At 70.1% G+C, this 14,888-nt stretch carries 12 protein-coding genes; all 12 read left to right on the top strand.

Translation table 11 applies throughout. The annotated features are described in order from the left end of the window. Positions 1–2: 2 nt before the first annotated feature. The 12 genes from BVG12_RS07325 to BVG12_RS07270 all read left to right on the top strand — a co-directional run bounded on the left by BVG12_RS07325 (position 3) and on the right by BVG12_RS07270 (position 14,812). On the top strand, positions 3–200 hold the full coding sequence (locus BVG12_RS07325) for a hypothetical protein (RefSeq protein ID WP_156895567.1): 198 nt from the start codon (positions 3–5) through the stop codon (positions 198–200). Then, entirely contained in the window at positions 197–1,036 is an 840-nt protein-coding gene (locus BVG12_RS07320) for an HDOD domain-containing protein (RefSeq protein WP_075791863.1), read from the top strand. Before BVG12_RS07325 ends, BVG12_RS07320 begins: the two co-directional genes overlap by 4 nt. Before the next feature lie 15 nt (positions 1,037–1,051). Then, positions 1,052–2,392: a response regulator c-di-GMP phosphodiesterase, NosR family gene (gene nosR, locus BVG12_RS07315; protein ID WP_156895566.1), complete on the top strand. Its 1,341-nt coding sequence runs from the start codon at positions 1,052–1,054 to the stop codon at positions 2,390–2,392. After that, entirely contained in the window at positions 2,370–2,900 is a 531-nt protein-coding gene (locus tag BVG12_RS07310) for a response regulator (protein WP_075791861.1), read from the top strand. The genes nosR and BVG12_RS07310 overlap by 23 nt, the downstream gene beginning before the upstream one ends. Before the next feature lie 106 nt (positions 2,901–3,006). Next, positions 3,007–3,981 (top strand): HDOD domain-containing protein, encoded by a 975-nt coding sequence (locus tag BVG12_RS07305; protein WP_075791860.1) that lies wholly within the window; start codon positions 3,007–3,009, stop codon positions 3,979–3,981. Positions 3,982–4,292: 311 nt separating this feature from the next. Next, on the top strand, positions 4,293–4,805 hold the full coding sequence (locus BVG12_RS07300; protein ID WP_075791859.1) for a chemotaxis protein CheW: 513 nt from the start codon (positions 4,293–4,295) through the stop codon (positions 4,803–4,805). Next, positions 4,792–6,168, top strand: coding sequence for a CheR family methyltransferase (locus BVG12_RS07295; RefSeq protein ID WP_156895565.1), 1,377 nt, complete (start codon positions 4,792–4,794; stop codon positions 6,166–6,168). The genes BVG12_RS07300 and BVG12_RS07295 overlap by 14 nt, the downstream gene beginning before the upstream one ends. Beyond that, a complete protein-coding gene (locus BVG12_RS07290; protein ID WP_156895564.1) occupies positions 6,165–6,764 on the top strand; it encodes a chemotaxis protein CheW in 600 nt (199 codons plus the stop codon). The genes BVG12_RS07295 and BVG12_RS07290 overlap by 4 nt, the downstream gene beginning before the upstream one ends. Before the next feature lie 18 nt (positions 6,765–6,782). After that, a complete protein-coding gene (locus BVG12_RS07285) occupies positions 6,783–8,417 on the top strand; it encodes a methyl-accepting chemotaxis protein (RefSeq protein ID WP_075791856.1) in 1,635 nt (544 codons plus the stop codon). A 7-nt stretch (positions 8,418–8,424) separates the two neighbouring features. Continuing rightward, the gene (locus BVG12_RS07280) at positions 8,425–10,647 is read left to right on the top strand and encodes a hybrid sensor histidine kinase/response regulator (protein ID WP_075791855.1); all 2,223 of its coding nucleotides are present in this window, start codon (positions 8,425–8,427) and stop codon (positions 10,645–10,647) included. Further along, on the top strand, positions 10,644–11,702 hold the full coding sequence (locus tag BVG12_RS07275; protein WP_075791854.1) for a chemotaxis protein CheB: 1,059 nt from the start codon (positions 10,644–10,646) through the stop codon (positions 11,700–11,702). The genes BVG12_RS07280 and BVG12_RS07275 overlap by 4 nt, the downstream gene beginning before the upstream one ends. Beyond that, positions 11,699–14,812: an EAL domain-containing protein gene (locus BVG12_RS07270; RefSeq protein ID WP_075791853.1), complete on the top strand. Its 3,114-nt coding sequence runs from the start codon at positions 11,699–11,701 to the stop codon at positions 14,810–14,812. The genes BVG12_RS07275 and BVG12_RS07270 overlap by 4 nt, the downstream gene beginning before the upstream one ends. Positions 14,813–14,888 lie beyond the last annotated feature (76 nt).

Raw genomic sequence — 14,888 nt, 5'->3', positions numbered from 1 at the left:
TCTTGACCAAACGTTGCCGTGAAGTGCCCGGCGGCGCAGGCCGTGCGGACAACCATCCGGCCGCAGCGGACGTGCTGTCCGCCGAACGCCGCCGCGTGCAGGAGCGGCTGTCCTGGCTGTGCCGCCACGCGGGCGACGGCCGGGCGAACGGCCTGTTGCGCACCGTCGTCGAACAATACCGGATGGGGGGATTGCCATGACGGCGGTGAACCTGGCCCCGGTGATGACGAGCCTGCGCGACCTGCCGGCCTTGCCGTCCATCGTTCTCGACCTGATCCAAACGCTCGGACAAGAGGATGTCGACGTGACGGCCCTGGCGGAAAAGATGTCGCGCGACCAGGCCCTGGCCGCGAAGATGCTGCGCCTGGCGAATTCGTCGTTCTACGGCCTGGCGGGCAAGGTCAAGACGGTCAAGCAGGCGATCGTCGTGCTCGGGTTCGACAGCGCGCGGGCGCTGGCCGTGGCCGGCAACGTCATCGGCAGCCTCCACGGCGGCGCAGGCCGGCGGGTCGACGTGGCGGAATTCTGGCGCCATTCGATCGCGACGGCGCTGTGCGCGAAAAATCTCGCGCGCCAGGCCGGCATCGACCAGGAGGCCGCGTTCATCGCCGGCCTGTTGCACGACATCGGCCGGCTCGTGCTGGCGACCCGTTTTCCCGCCGAGTACGCAAGAGTGCAGGGCGATTGCGAGCGCAACGATACGCCGGTGAACGTGGCCGAGCTGCGCGTGTTCGGCCTGGATCACCAGCGCGCCGGACAGATGCTGGCCGAGGCGTGGAAGTTTCCGCCGCTGATCCAGCGCGCGATCGGCCAGCATCACGCACCGGCCAGCGCCGATCTGGGCGATCTTCCCGGCGTGGTGCACGTGGCCAACGCGATGGTGCACGCGCTGGACCTGGGCGGAGGGCGGCATGTCGCCGTGCCGCGCCTGCTCGACGCGGCCTGGGACAGCCTGGGCCTCACGCCGGAGCATTTGCTGACCGTATGCCGCGACACCGAAGGGCAGTTCGAGGAAACGTGCCGGCTTTTAATGTAGGATCAGATGATGAACATGACCGCCACCATGAGATCGGAGACGTCCGCGGGCACGATCCTGTGCGTCGACGATGAGCCGAACATCCTCGCGTCGTTGCGGCGTCTGTTTCGCCGGGAAAACTACAAAGTCTTGACCGCGGGCAGCGCCGCCGCCGGATGGGCCGTGCTGGAAGAGGAGCACGTCGACATCGTCATTTCCGACATGCAGATGCCGGAAGTGAACGGCACGGAATTCCTCGAGCGCGTACGCCAGCGCTGGCCGGACACATTGCGCCTGCTGCTGACCGGCCATGCCGACCACGAGGCCACGATCGGCGCGATCAACCGCGGCGAAGTCTACCGCTACATCACGAAGCCGTGGAACGAGGACGCCATCCTGCTCGTCGTGCGCGACGCGTTGGAACGCCAGTCGCTGCAGCGCGAAAAGATCCGGCTGGAAGAACTGACCCGCCTGCAGAACGAGCAGCTGCGCGACCTGAACGCCACGCTCGAGCAGCGCGTGCGCGACCGCACGGCCGAGCTCAGCCTGGCCCAGAAGTCGCTGCAGGCGTCGCACGATCGCCTCAAGACGAACTTCCTCACCCTGATCAAGGTGCTGTCGGGCCTGATCGAAACGCGCGGCGGCGCCGTGGCCGGACACGGCCGCCGGGTCGCCGACATGGCGCGCCGCATCGCGCTGCGCATGGGCTTGTCGGCGCGCGAAGCGCAGGACATCTTCGTGGCCGGCCTGCTGCACGAAATCGGCAAGACCGGGTTCCCCGACACGCTGATCGGCGTGCCGGAGTCGACGCTGAAAGGCGATCACCTGGGGCTGTACCGCAAATATCCCCACCTCGGCGAGCAATTGCTCATGCCGCTCGAGGAATTGCGCGAGCCGGCGCGCATCATCCGCGCCCACCGCGAGCGGTTCGACGGCGCCGGTTTCCCGGAAGGCGTGGCCGGCTTCGACATTCCGCTCGGCGCGCGCATCCTGGCCGTGGCCCACGATTTCGAGTCGCTGCAGCAGGGCGTGCTCGCCCAGCGCCGCGCGGATGCCGCGCAGGCGACGGAACTCGTGGCGGAGAGCCGCGGCAAACGGTACGACCCGGCCGTCGTCGAAGCGTTCTACGATATCCGGACGGGCCGCAGCGTGGCCGAGGAAATCGCCGACGTCGCCATGGGCGTCGCGCAGCTCAAGCCGGGCATGGTGCTGAGCCGCGACCTGCTGTCCACGGACGGCGCGCTGTTGCTGTCGGCGGACCATATCCTGTCCGACCGGATGCTGAAGCAGCTCGTCGAATTCGAGCGCCGGTCGGGCCATCCATTACAACTATTCGTGAAATCAGGAACCGCCGATGCGCCGCATTCTCATTCTTGACGACGAACCGTCCGTGCTGAATGCCCTGCGCCGCACGCTGCGCGCGGCATTCCCGCAGGCGGACGTCGTGATCGAAGCCTTCGACGAGCCGGAAGCGGCCGTCCTTCGTGCCGGCGAGCAGGATTTCGACGTCGTCATTTCCGACTACCGCATGCCGGGCCTCAACGGCGCCGACGTGCTCCAGCTCGTCAAAGGGCTGCAGCCGGACGCGGTCCGCATCGTCGTCAGCGCCACCACCGAAATGCTGGACATCGTCAACGCCGTGAACCGGGCCGAGGTATTCCGCTACCTGGCCAAGCCGTGGCAGCAGGAAGAACTGGTCGCGACGGTCCAGGACGCGTTCGCGCGCCGGGACGCCCTGGTCCAGGCGAAGCAGGGGACGGCCGCCGTGCCGCCCGCGCGACCCGCCGCCGGCGGACAAGAGGACGTGCTGCGCCAGCTCGAACAGGACGAGCCGGGCATCACCCGCGTCGACTGGGACGAGCACGGCAACATCCGCCTGTTTTAACGGTTCCTACCCGCACATTCTGTTGTCCGGGCATTGGCAGGTCAATGTTTGAGGGGTAAGATGTGTTGCATCAGGGAATTTTCTTTAAACGCCGCGGAGACATCTCATGGGCTTTTTTTCTCGTTTAGTGGGTGGCGCGGACGGCGGCGGCAAACAGGCCGCGGTGGCTGCGGCCAGTGCCCAGGAGCAGGAACAGCAGGCGGAGCGCATCAGCCATGACATCGACGCCGCCTACTACCGCTGGTTGACCGGGTCCGCCCGGTTCGACGCGCCGGCCGAGGTGGAGACCGCGATCCTCGACCAGGTCCGCGCGCTGGCGGCCCGTCCCGGCGACGCGGCCGAACTGGTGCCGCGCGTGCCGGAAGTGATTCCCAAACTGTTGCAAAGCCTGGCCGAGGAAGACGTCTCCGCCTCGGAACTGTCGCGCCTCGTCGTGCAGGACGTCGTGCTCGTGGCGGAAGTGATCCGCGAAGCCAACAGCGCGTACTACCGCCCGATGACGCAGGTAAAAACGGTCGAGGCCGCCATCATGATGCTCGGCCATAACGGCTTGCGCATGCTGCTGGCCCGCGTCGCATTCCGCCCCGTCATCAAGATGCAGGCCGAAGGCTTCTCGAAAAAGGCCGCGCCGCACGTCTGGGGCCAGTCCGAGCGCTGCGCGCTGGCCGCGAGCCTCGTCGCGCCCGGCCTCACCGCCGACGTGTTCGAAGCGTATCTGGCCGGCCTGATGCAGAACGTCGGCCTGATCGTCGCATTCCGGCTGGCCGACCGTTTGTGCCAGAACGGCACCGTGCCGGGCTCCACCGACTTCGGCATCGAATTGCTGGCCTGCGGGCGCCAGATGTCGGCCGGCATCGCGCGCCATTGGGAATTTCCGGCGGAGGTCACCGGAGCGATCGAACAGGCGGGCGATCCGGACGGCTCCCACCTGGCGCAGGCGCTCGACCTGGGCGACCGGATCGCCAAGCTGCGCCTGCTGCTCGACGCCGGCGTCGTCGGCGAGGACGATGCGCTCGTGACGGATGGCCTGGACAGCTTCCAGCGCCGCTGCCTGGGCAAGCTGAGCCACCTGGAAGCCTGAACGATTCCAACGAAAATCATAACTGCAGCCAAGAACTGTCAATTTTGCGCAACATTTTATCGATAACGCATGTCGTTTAATTTGTGACAAAATATTTCGCTTATGAAGCGTGTATATGCGTTCATTTGCGATGTAAAGCTGGAAACTTCGTGAAATCCGCAGCATAGCGCGCCCGGCGCGTGAATCCGGGGCATGTCCCGTACGCCGACTCACACGGGCCCGGCTGTGACGGCGACGCAAAGGTCCGCTAGGATCAGACTCATGTGACAAATGCCAGCGGTCGCCTGATATCGCATGAACAGGAGTGCACCATGAATTCCTCCGCTTTCGCGCCCGAAGCGGCTGCCGTTGATGTATCCCAGGCAAGACTGCAAGTCCTCGAGTTCATCTGCTGGGGACAGCGTTTCGCCGTGCCGCTGGCGTCCGTGCGGCGGGCCGTGCTCAGCGCCCGGCCGGTGCCGTTGCCGGGAGCATCGGACATCGTCCTCGGTGTGCTCGACGTGGGCGGCGAGACCGTGACCGTCCTCGATTTCGCCCGCCGCGCGTGTGGCGGCCCGACGGTCATCACACCCTCTCAACAATTTCTCATCGTCGAATCGAACGGTTTCCCGTGCGCACTCGTCGTCGACAGCATCGTCGGCCCGGGCATTGCGCCGCCTGCCGCCGCTTGGCCGGCCGAGGCGGGCCAGGCCCGATTCGTCGACGGCGCACTGCATCTGGAAGACGGACTGTGCCTGATCGTCGAGCCGGCCCGCTTCCTGTTCGATCATGAACGGGAGCAACTGACGCAGGCGCTGGCGGGAGCTGCCGGTGATCGGCACTGACCCCACCTTGCCGGCCACGGGCGTGCCGGCCACGGGCGTGCCGGCCACGGGCGTGCCGGCAACGGATGTGCTGGCGCTGGCCGCACAGCGCGTCGAGGCCGAGACGGGACTGACATTCCCCGGTACCCGGCGCCGGCAGTTCGATGCCGCCCTGGGCCGGATGGCCGAGGCGCTCGGCCTGCCCGGCGCGGCGGCGTGCGCGTCGTGGCTGCTGGCCGGTCCGTGGGACGCCGCCCGCAGCGCCCTGTGCGCGCGTTTTCTCACCATCGGCGAGACTTATTTCTTCCGCGAGCCGCGCGCCCTCGACCTGGTGTGCGACGTCGCGCGCGCGCACCTGGCGCGCGGCGAGACCCGGTTGCTGCGCATCTGGAGCGCCGGCTGCTGCACGGGCGAGGAACCGTATTCGATCGCGATGACGCTGCGCCGCTGCGCGCCCCGGCTCCTTCCCGACGGCGTGACGATCCTCGCGACCGACCTGAACGACGCCTTCCTCGACTTCGCCCGCGCCGGCAGGTACCGGCGCTGGTCGTTCCGTCGCACCGATCCGGCCGACCTCGACGAATTCTTCCGGCCGCTCGGCGACGGCCGCTTCGAGATCGATCCGCAGCTGCGCGCGGCGGTCCGCTTCGCCAGCCTGAATCTCGCGTCCGGCGCGTATCCGTCCAGCGCGACGGGCACGCCCGCGCAGGACGTCATTTTCTGCCGCAATGTGCTCATGTATTTCGGCCAGGAGCAGGCCAGGCGCGTGATCGCCCGCATGCGCGATTGCCTCGTCGACGGCGGCTGGCTCGTGGTCAACGCGAGCGAAGCGTCGACGTCGCTGTTCGCCGGTTTCACGCCCGTGTACCAGGAGGACGCGGTGTTCTTCCGCAAGAGCGCGCTGCCGGCGCCCGCGGACGTGCCGGCCAAGGCGCCTGCCGCCGCGCCGGTGGCCTTCACGCCGGCGCCGGAACCCGCGCCCGCACCCGCGCCCGCATTCGCGCCCACACCCGCGCCGGCGCCGCGGCGCGACGACGCGATGGCGCGCGTGCACGCGCTGGCGGACGCGGGCCGGCGCGAGGAGGCGCTGCAAGGCCTGCGGCGCGCCGTCGAGGCCGACGCGTTGTCGGCGCCGCTGCAGCAGGACGCCGCGCTGTTCGCGCTCGAACACGACGACCGCGCGCTGGCGCGCCAATGCGTCCGGCGCCTGCTGTACCTCGAACCCGACAGCGCGATCGGCCATTACCTGTCCGCGCTGATCGAGGACGCCGCGGGCCGGCGGCCGCGCGCGCGCATCCTGCTGCGCGAATTCGGCCGCCTCGCGCCAGGTGCCGACGCCGAACTGCGCGGCGCCCTCAGGCAATGGATGGAGCGCGCGTCATGACGTCCGCCTTCGATTGGGAAGCCTTGTCGCGCCGGCTGGAAGCGGCGCGCGCCGCGCTGGCCGCGCTCGACCGCCCCGACCCGGCGGCCCAGGAACGCCTGCTCGCCGAGCGCGCCGCCGCGCTGGCCGCCGCCGCCGCGCCGGTCGAACGGCCGGCCGACGGCGTGGAGGTGCTGGCCTTCCGCTGCGGCGGCGAGCGCTATGCGTTCGACTCGGCATGGGTCGCGCGCGCGCTGCCGCTGCTGCCCCTGACCTTGCTCCCGGGCGTGCCTTCCCACGTCGCCGGCATCGCGATGTGGGAAGGCGAGTTGCTGGCCGTGGTCGACCTGCGCGTGCTGCTTGCCCTGCCGTTGTCGGAACTGGCCGAACCCGGCGCGCTGATCGTGCTGCGGGGCGAGGACAACCGGTTTGCCGTCCTGGCCGACGCGATCGACGGCACACGCCGCTTCGCGCATGCCGACATGGGGCACAGCCTGCCCATGCTGGCCGACCCGGACGCCAGCTACCTGCTCGGCGTCGCCCCCGACCGCACCGCGCTGCTCGACGCGCGGCGCCTGCTTGCCGATCCGACGCTCGTCGTGAATGCGGACCACTGACAACGATAGGAGACTTCCATGCGCATGCTTGCCGACCTTACCACCCGCGCGAAACTGATACTCGGTTTCGGCGTGATCGTCGTGGCGATGGCGCTGACCAGCATGGTGTCGTGGCAGGGCCTCGCGCGCCAGCGGGCGTTGCAGCAACAGCTGTACAACGACGACCTGGTGATCGTGTTCAAGATGCAGGAACTGCGCAATGCGATCAACCGCGAGCGGGTGGCCCTGCTGTCGTCGCTGGTCGCCGGCGGCGCAGCGCAGGCGGGCTTCGAACGCCAGCTAGTCGTCGAGGAGTCCGCGATCCGCGCTCTGCTCGCCGACCTGGCCGCACGCGCGCAGTCCGACCGCGACTTCGCCTCCGATTACGCGCGCCTGGCCGGCGCCTACCGCGAGTACGGCGCCGTGCGCGACAACGAGGTGCTCGCGTCGGCCCGCGCGGGACGGCGCGCGAGCGCCGGGGAGGCGGCGACCGGGCAGCTGCAGAACACGTTCGACCGGCTCAGGTCCGTCGCCGAGGAGATCGGCGCCAAGCAGCTCGACGAGGCGCGCGCGCGCATGCGCGACGGCGCGGCGCTCGTGGACAGCGCCGGCGCGGCGCTGATCCTGGTGAACCTGGCGGCCGTCCTGCTGGCCTGCGCGAAGACGTACTGGCTCAACCGTGCGATCGCCAGGCCGCTGCGCGAGGCGACGCTCGTCGCCGAACGCATCGCGACCGGCGATCTGCGCGGCGGCGTGCCGGTGACGAGCAACCGCGACGAGGTCGGGCAGCTGATGCGCGCGCTGGACAGCATGGTGCAATCGTGGCGGGTACTGGCCGCCGAGACCGCGCGCGGCGTCGCCACGCTGACCGCGGCCGCGAGCGAGATCTTGTCCAGCACCGCGCAGGGGGCGGCCAGCACGGCCGAGACGGCGGCCGCCGTCAGCGAGACGACGGCCACCGTCGAGGAGGTCAAGCAGACGTCGCTGCTGGCGTCGGAAAAATCGCGCGCCGTGTCCGAGGCGGCGCAGCAGGCGGCGCGGACCGCCACCGACGGCCGCCGCGCGCTGGAAGAGAGCGTGAAGGGCATGCAGACCATCCAGGAAAAAATGGAGGCGATCGCGGGCACGGTCGTGCGCCTCTCCGAGCGCAGCCACGCGATCGGCGAGATCACGGCGACCGTCGCCAGCCTCGCCGAGCAATCGAACCTGTTGGCCGTGAACGCGGCGATCGAGGCGGCCAAGGCCGGGGAACACGGCAAGGGATTCGCCGTGGTGGCGCAGGAAGTCAAGAGCCTGGCGGAGCAGTCGCGCCAGGCCACGCGTCAGGTACGCGAGATCCTGGGCGAGATCCAGAAGAGCGTCGGCGCGGCCGTGATGATCACGGAGCAGGGCGCGAAGACGGTGGCGCAAGGCGTCGAGCAGACGACGCAGGCGGGGCAGGCGATCCGCGCGCTGTCGGACACCATGACGGAGGCGGCGCAGGCGGCGATGCAGATCGCCGTGTCGAGCCAGCAGCAGCAGGCCGGCATGGACCAGGTGGCGCTGGCGATGGAAAACATCCAGCAGGCCAGTACGGAAAACGCGGCCGGCTCGCGCCAGGCGGAGGCGTCGGCCCGCAACCTGCATGCGCTGGGGCTGTCGCTGCGCCAGACCGTGGAACGTTTCCAGCTCTGATACCGCGATGACCGACGAGCAGTTCCTGCAAAGATTGCGCGGCATCTTCAACGAGGAGGCGCGCGAACACCTGGCGCAGATCGACGTCGGGCTGGTCGCGCTCGAACAGGCGCCCGAACCCCAGCGCGACGCGCTGCTGGAGCGGGTCCTGAAGGTGCTGCATACGCTCAAGGGCGCGGCGCGCACCGTCGACGAGCTCGAACTGGAATACCTGTGCCACGCGCTGGAAAGCGTGCTGGCCGCCGCGCGCGAGTCGGGCGTGCACGCGACGGCCGAACAGTTCGACCTGCTGCACAAGGCCGCCGCCGCCGCGCGCCAGGTCGTCGACGCGCCCGGCCTGCGCAGCCGCAAGGTGGCGGGCATGCTGGCGGAGCAGGTCGATGCCGTGGCGCGCGCGCTGCTGGCGCAAGCGTCCGCGCCGCCGGACGCCGCCCCGGCGCCCGGCTTCCCCATGCCCGGGACCCCCGGGTCCCAGCCCGAGCCCGAGCCCGAGCCCGAGCCCGAGCCAGGCGCGGGGCCGGACGACGGCGCGGACGACGGCACCGGTGAACGGATCCGCATCGACGGCCGCTGCATCGATGCGATCCGCACCCATGTGGAGGCGCTGTTGCCGGTCGAACTCAAGGTGCGCCACCACGTCGAGGAATTGCGCGCGCTGGCCGCCGACATCGCGACGCGCCGGCGCGAAGACCCGGCACGCGGCAGCAGCGACGACGGCGTACGTATCGAGCTGGCGTGCACCCGGCTGGCCTCGTCGCTGGAACACACTGGCAGGGAGCTGCACGGCGTGCGCGCGCGCCTGTTCGACGCGGCGCTGGAAACCGCGCTGGTGCCGTCCGCCGCCGCGCTGAACGAATTGCCCGCGCTCGTGCGCAACCTGGCGCGCGGCCACGGCAAGGAGGTGCGGCTCGAGATGCGGGGCGCGGACGTGGACATCGACCGCCGCGTGCTCGGCGTCGTGCGCGAAGCGCTCATCCACCTCGTCACCAACGCCGTCGACCACGGCATCGAGACGCCCGCGCAGCGCAAGGCGGCGGGGAAGGATCCCGCCGGGCGCATCGCGATCGCGGTGACGCAGCGCGACGCGCGCATGGTGTCGGTGCGGATCGACGACGACGGCGCCGGCATCGATACGGCGGCCCTGGCACAGGCGGCGGTCCGGCGCACGGGCCTGCCGGACGCCGAGCTGGCGCAGATGAGCGAGCAGCAGCGCCTGCAGCTGGCGCTGCGCGCCGGCGTGTCGACCCGGTCCGAGGTCACCCACGTGTCGGGACGGGGGATGGGGCTGGCCATCGTGGCCGACAAGGTGGCGGCCAACGGCGGGCAGCTCGTCGTCGCCACGATGCCGGGGGCCGGCGCCACGTTCGAACTGTTGCTGCCGGTCGGCGTGGCGAACCTGCGCGCGCTCGTCGTGGAGGTCGCGGGCGCGCGCTACGCGGTGCCGCTGACGGGCCTCGAAGCGGTGCGCAGCGAAGCCCAGGCCGACATCCGGACGGTCGAGGGCCGCGAGACCGTGCTGGCCGGGACGCGCGTGCTGCCGCTTGTGCGCCTCGCCGCGCTGTTCGGCACGGCGAAACCGGCCCGGGCGGCGGACGAGGCGCGGGGGCGGGGCGTGGTGCTCGTCGCGAGCGCGGCCGGGCAGGCGTTCGGCATGCTGGTCGACGCCATCGTCGCCGAGCAGGACCTGCTGCCGAAGAGTTTCGGCCCGCTGCTGCGCCGGGTGCGCTGGTTCAGCGGCGCGGCGCAGCTGGGCGACGGGACGCTGGCGCCCGTGCTGGCGCTGGAGGACATCGCCGGCCGCGGGTTCGCGGGCGCGTCCGCCGCACCCGCCGCGCCTGTCGCCGCGCCCGGACCGCGGCGCGTGCTCGTCGTCGAGGACTCCGTCACGTCGCGCCTGCTGCTCAAGCACATCCTGGAAGGCGCCGGCTGCAGCGTCGACACGGCGGAGGACGGTCTGGACGCGCTGTCGCGGCTGCGCGCCGGCCGCTACGACGCGGTGGTGAGCGACGTGGAAATGCCGAATATGGACGGCCTGGCGCTCACCGCCAGCATCCGCGCCAACCCGGCGACCGCCGAGCTGCCGGTGATCCTGGTGACGTCGCTGCAGACGCCGGAACAGCGCGAGGCCGGCCTGCGCGCCGGCGCCGACGCCTATTTCACCAAGGGCAGCTTCGACCAGGACCGCCTGCTGGCGACGGTGCGCCGCGTCGCCGGGATGGAGGCGCCATGATCCGCGTGCTGGTGGTCGACGATTCGAATTCGGTGCGCGAGCTGCTCGTGCACATCCTCGGTACGGCGCCGGGGCTGGCGGTGGTCGGGTGCGCCGCCGACGGCGAGGAAGCGGTGCGGATGGCGCACGAACTCAAGCCGGACGTGATCACGATGGACCTGCAGATGCCGCGCATGGACGGCTACGAGGCGATCCGCTGCATCATGCAGACGTGCCCCACGCGCATCGTCGTCGTCAGCGGCAGCGAGGACCGGGCCGAGGTCGACGCGAGCTTCCGCGCGATCGGGGCGGGCGCGCTGGTGCTCGTGCGGCGCCCGTACGGCATCGGCCATCCGCTGCACGCCGACAGCGCCCGCGAGCTGGTGCGCACCGTGAAGGCGATGGCCGAGGTGCGCGTCGTGCGGCGCTGGAGCGATGCGCGGCGCGCGGCGCGGCCGCTGCAGGGGGCGCCGCGGCGCCTGATCGCGATCGGCGCGTCGACGGGCGGGCCGACCGTCCTGCGCGACATCCTGGCCGAACTGCCGCCCGGCTTTCCGCTGCCGGTGGTGATCGTCCAGCACCTCGCGCCCGGCTTCATGGACGGCCTGGCCACATGGCTGGCCGATGCCAGCGGCTACCCGGTGGAAGTGCTGCACGACGGCGCGGCGCTCACGGGCGGGCGCGCCTACCTGGTGCCCGAGGGCTGGCAGGCGGCGCTGGGGCCGGGGCTGATCGGCCGGCTCCTGCAGGCGCCCCCGGAACACGGCATGCGCCCGTCCGTGTCCTACCTGTTCCGCGCCATCGATCCGGAACTGCGCCCGGCCACGGCGGCCGTCCTCCTGACCGGCATGGGCAAGGACGGCGCGGCCGAACTCAAGGTATTGCGCGAGCAGGGCGCGCTCACGATCGCGCAGGACCGCGCCAGCGCCGTCGTGTACGGCATGCCCGGCGAAGCCCTGCGCCTCGATGCTGCGATGCTGGTGCTCGAACCGGCGGAAATCGGCAAGGTGCTGGCGCGCCTGCCGGCCGAGCCGTTTCCGTCCACGGTTTTTTCAACGAATGGAGACCCTCCATGAACACGTCTCCCGCTAACGAGAACGACATCGAGATCCTGGTGGTGGAGGACAGCGCCACCCAGGCCCGCCAGCTGGCGCAACTGTTGGCAAATGCGGGCTATGGCGTGCGCATCGCCGTCGACGGGCGCGCGGGCCTGGAGGAAGCCCGACAGCGTCCGCCGACCCTGGTCGTGACCGACATAAACATGCCGCGCATGGACGGCTTCGAGATGTGCAAGGCGATCAAGCAGGACGAGCGCTTGCGCGACGTGCCGGTGATCCTGCTCACGTCCCTCTCCAGCCTGTACGACGTGATCAAGGGCCTGGACTGCGGCGCCGACAATTTCATCCGCAAGCCGTTCGAGGCCGACTATCTGCTGGGCCGCATCCGCTTCATCCTCGCCAACCGCGCGCTGCGCTCGAACGAGCGGGTGCAGCTGGGGATGAAGATCAGCCTCGGCGGGCAGACCCATTTCATCACGGCGGAACGGCAGCAGATCTTCGACCTGCTGATCTCGACGTACGAAGAAGCGATCCACATGACGGAGCAGCTGCGCACCCAGCAGGAGCGCATCAAGCATTCGTACCAGTCGCTCGAAGGCCTGTACCGCGTCGCCGAGGCGATCAATCCGGTGCTGTCCGAGCAGGACGTGGCCGAGCGCGCGCTCGACCGCGTGCTGGATCTGCCGGGCGTGACGGGGGCCACGATCCGGCTGATCGGGCTCGACGGCCGTCCGGCGTTCGCCGTCGCGCGCGACGCCACCGGCGCCCCGGTGGCGCCGTGCGAGTGCGCCGTGACGGCGGAGCCGGGACAGCCGGCGGGCGTCGCGCGCGCCATGTGCCGCGGTGAGCCGAGCCTGCGCGTGCCGCTGTCGACCGGCGTGCGCAGCCGCGGGATGATGTGCCTGACGCTCGGCGAGCGGCCGCTCGCCGACGACGACCGGCAGGTGCTGGAGACGGTCGGCAGCCAGATCGCCGTCGCCATCGAGCGCGCGCACCTGTACGGGAACATGGAGCGGCTGGTGGACGAGCGCACGGCCGCGCTGGAGTCGGAACGCGCGCTGCTGTCGGCCGTGGTGAATCTGTCCGGGGCGCTCGTCTGCGTGTTCGACGGCGACGGCAATATCCGCCTGTTCAACCCGGCCTGCGAACAGAGCTCGGGCTGGCGCGCGGACGAGGTGCTGGGCCGGCCGTTCCGCGACCTGTTCCGCCGCACCGACAACGCCCCCGTGGACTTCAACGCGTCGCCGGCCGGCGCCGTGCCGGTGCAGCAGAGCGGCGAATGGCTCGCCCGCGACGGCAGCGTGCGTTCGGTGATCTGGTCGTCGACGATGCTGCGCCGCGCCGACGGCAGCGTGCAATACGTGGTCACGACGGGGATGGACGTGACGGAGCTGCGCCGCGCCGAGGAAAAGCTGCGCTACCTCTCCAACTTCGACCGCGAGACCGGTCTGCCGAACGACGTGCTGCTGCGCGACCGCGTGCGCCAGATGCAGGCCCGCGTCATCGAGGGCAAACCGCTGCTCGGCTACATGCTGGTGCGCATGACGCGCCTGCAGGTGATCCGGGCCAGCCTCGGGCTGGAAGCCGAACAGGCGCTGCTGCGCCAGGCGGCGGCCCGCCTCTCCGAACTCGGCGACGCCGACCTCACCGTCGCGCGCACGGGCGAGCGCACGTTCGCGCTCGTCGCGTTGCGCGCGAACGAGGCGGAACTGGCCGCGCTGGCGCGCCAGGTACTGGAGCGGATGGACCAGATCTACATGTACCAGGACGAGGAAGTCCACCTGGACCCGTGCGTCGGCATCGCGCTGTTCCCGAACGACGCCGACGACTACGACGGCCTCACGCAGGATGCCGAGGCCGCGCTGCAGCGCGCCCTGGCCAGCAAGGACGAGCGCTACGCCTTCTATCGCCCGGAACTGAACGACGGCGTGTACGAGCGCTTCCGCTTCGAGAACGCCTTGCGGCGCGCGCTCGAGCGCGACGAGCTGACCGTCTACTACCAGCCGCAGGCGAGCCTCAAGACCGGGCGCATCATCGGGTTCGAAGCGCTGCTGCGCTGGCAGCATCCGGAGCAGGGCCTGATTCCGCCGGGCCGCTTCATCGGGCTGGCGGAAGAGACGGGCCTGATCCTGTCGATCGGCGAGCGCGTGCTGCGCAAGGCGTGCGAACAATGCCGCGCATGGCAGCAGGCCGGCCTGCGCGGCGTGCCGGTCTCGGTCAACCTGTCGGCGCGCCAGTTCTCGGAACGGGTCGTGGACACGGTCGGCCGCATCCTCGCCGAGACCGGGCTCGAACCGGAGCTGCTCGAACTGGAGCTGACGGAAAGCGCGTCGATGGAAGACCCGCAGAAGACCGTCGACATCCTGTGCAAGCTGCGGGAGATCGGCGTGCGCCTGGCCATCGACGATTTCGGCACCGGGTATTCGAACCTGAATTACCTGAAGCGCTTCCCGGTCGACCGGCTCAAGCTCGACCAGTCGTTCGTGCGCGACCTGACGTCGGACCCGGACGACCTGGCGATCTCGCGCGCCGTGATCGCGATGGGGCATGGCCTCAGGCTCCACGTGATCGCGGAAGGGGTGGAGACGGAAGGGCAGCTGGCGCTGCTGGCGCAGAGTGGCTGCGACGAGATCCAGGGCTATCTGTTCGGGCGGCCCGCGCCCGCCGACGACTGCGCGCGCATGCTGCGCGAGGAAAAATCGATCGCGCTGGAAAAGCTGCAGCCGCAGCCTTACCAGCGCACGCTGTTGTATGTCGACGATGAAGTGAACCTGCTGGCGGCGGTCCGGCGCGCCATGCGCCAGAGCGGCTACCGCGTGCTGGTCGCCAGCAGCGCACGCGAGGCGTTCGAGATCCTCGCCACGACGGAAGTCGGCGTCATCGTCTGCGACCAGCGCATGCGCGGCATGAGCGGCACCGAATTCCTCGCCCGCGTGAAGCAGATGTATCCGAACGCGGTGCGCATCGTGCTGTCGGGGTACACGGACCTGCAATCGGTGACGGATGCCGTGAACCGGGGCGCGATCTTCAAGTTCCTCACCAAGCCGTGGATCGACGAGGAGCTGGACGAGGCGGTGCGCGAAGCGTTCGCCGAATTCGAATCGAAGCCGGGGGCCGTCTCGACCTGACGGCGTGCTATCGCGCTTTTGGATACCGGCCCGGCCAATTCATATAGCTGGGCGCGGAAGACGTGGCTCATACTTG

The sequence above is a fragment of the Massilia putida genome (genome assembly GCF_001941825.1).
Lineage (GTDB): Bacteria > Pseudomonadota > Gammaproteobacteria > Burkholderiales > Burkholderiaceae_D > Telluria > Telluria putida.
The sequence above is the reverse complement of the archived record's forward strand: the minus strand, read 5'-3'. Positions and strand labels throughout refer to the sequence as shown.